This is a genomic window from Streptomyces sp. RPT161, from assembly GCF_027533845.1.
Lineage (GTDB): Bacteria > Actinomycetota > Actinomycetes > Streptomycetales > Streptomycetaceae > Streptantibioticus_A > Streptantibioticus_A silvisoli_A.
Map to the genome: position 1 here is coordinate 1 of NZ_JAPZVN010000063.1, position 2,106 is coordinate 2,106.

A 2,106-nucleotide genomic window follows, 5' to 3' on the forward strand; every position below is an offset into this window, starting at 1 on the left:
GTCCGGGTCGAAGTCCGGCAGCGGCGTGTCCTCGACCGCCGCCACCCGGGCCAGCCGTGGCGCGTACACCGACCCGGCGCGCACGGCGAGTTGCGGCTCGTCGGACGCGTCCAGGGTCAGCGCGGCCGCCAGCTCCTGAAGCGAGGCGTCCTCACCGTCGAGGTCGACCAGCACGAACCGGCCGGGGTGCTCCGCCTGCGCCGAGCGCATCAGCCCCCAGACGGCGGAGTGCACCAGGTCGTCCACGTCCTCCTCGGCGTCAACGGCCACCGCACCACGTGTCACCACCGCGAGCCTGGTGTCGGCGAGGTCACCGGAGTCGAACCGCTCGTCGGCCAGCCACTCCCGCAGCAGCCCCAGCGCCTGACCGGTGGCCGCGTGTGTCGCTTCCGCGATGCCGTCGGAGACGGCGAGGTCTGGTACGTACGAGACGAACACGACGTCCGGCGCCGTGTCCCCGGCAGCCACCGCGTCGGCCAGCCCAGCCAGGTCCCGGTAGCCGGCTACCTGCCCGCCCGCCAGCTCAAGTGCGGCCCCCAGCTTGAGGTCGTCCCGGCCGATGACGGCCCAACGGCCGTGCTCGAGGGCGTCCGACGAGACAGTCAGCGGGGACCAGTCCATGCGGAACAGCGACTCGTGGTACCGGCTGCCGGTACGGGCCGCGGCAAGCTGGTCGGTGGCCAGCGGGCGCAGCACCAGCGAGTCCACCGAGAGCACCGGCTGGCCCGTCGCATCGGCCACCGCCACCGCCACCGCGTCCTGCCCGGCCGCCGACACCCGGACCCGCAGCGCAGAGGCGCCCTCCGCGTGCAGCCGCACGCCGTCCCAGGCGAACGGAAGGCGGGCACCGGATGCGGCGTCGGCGAAGAAGTCACCGAGGCTGACCGCGTGCAGCGCGGCATCCAGCAGCGCCGGATGCAGACCGAACTCCCCTGCCTCGGCGTGCTGCTCCTCGCCCAGCGCGACCTCGGCGAACACCTCGTCGTCGCGCCGCCAGGCGGCCTTCAGGCCCTGGAACAGCGGCCCGTAGCCGAGGCCGATCTCGGCCAGGTCGTCGTAGAGACCGTCGACCTCCACCGGCTCTGCGTCGCTCGGCGGCCACTCCACCAGTGCGGTCGGCTGGCCCGAGCCCGAGGTCAGCGCGCCGCTGGCGTGCCGGGTCCACGGCTCGTCGCCGTCGGCGTCCTGCGAACGGGAGTACAGGTGCAGCGCACGGCGCCCCGAGTCGTCCAGCTCGGCCACGGTAAGCCGCAGTTGAACCCCACCGCGCTCCGGAAGCAACAGCGGTGCCTCCAGGGTCAGCTCGTCCAGAACGTCACAGCCAACCTGGTCCCCGGCCCGGATCGCCAACTCCACGAGCGCGGCACCGGGCACCAGCACCGTGCCGGACACGGTGTGATCAGCGAGCCAGGGATGGGTGTCGAGACCGAGCCGCCCGGTGTACAAGAACCCGTCGGAGTCAGGCAGTTCGACCGCCGCCCCCAACAGCGGGTGCCGTGCCTCACCGAGCCCGGCCGAGACCACATCACCGACCAGCCCTGCGGGCGCCTCCAGCCAGTAGCGCTGACGCTGGAAGGGATACGTGGGGAGGTCCACGCGGCGGGCGCCGGTGCCCGCGAAGTACGCCTGCCAGTCCACGGCCGCGCCGCGTACGTGGGCCTGACCCAGGGCGAGGGCCAGCGTCTCGGCCTCGGGACGACCGTTGCGGAGAGCGGGGGCGAACACCGCGTCCTCGGGCCGCTCGACGCACTCCTGCGCCATCGCAGACAGCACACCGTCCGGACCCAGCTCCACGAACGTCGTGACGCCCTCGGCCTCCAAAGCCCGGATGCCGTCGCAGAAGCGGACGGCCTCACGCACGTGCCGGACCCAGAAGTCCGCAGTCCCGATCTCCTCGGCCAACACCACCGCACCGGTCAGATTGGAGACAATCGGGACACGCGGAGCCTCATAGGTCAGGCCCGACGCCACCTCACGGAACGCCTCCAACATCCCGTCCATGTGCGACGAGTGGAACGCATGGCTGACCGACAGCCGCTTCGTCTTACGACCCCGCGCCTCAAACCCAGCCGCGACCTCCAGAACCGCAGCCTCATCACCCGCGAT

1 protein-coding gene is annotated in these 2,106 nt (G+C 72.3%); it reads right to left on the reverse strand.

Translation table 11 applies throughout. The features are described from left to right. On the reverse strand, positions 1 to 2,106 hold a 2,106-nt coding region (locus O5O46_RS34880; RefSeq protein WP_269859701.1), incomplete at both ends, for a polyketide synthase dehydratase domain-containing protein.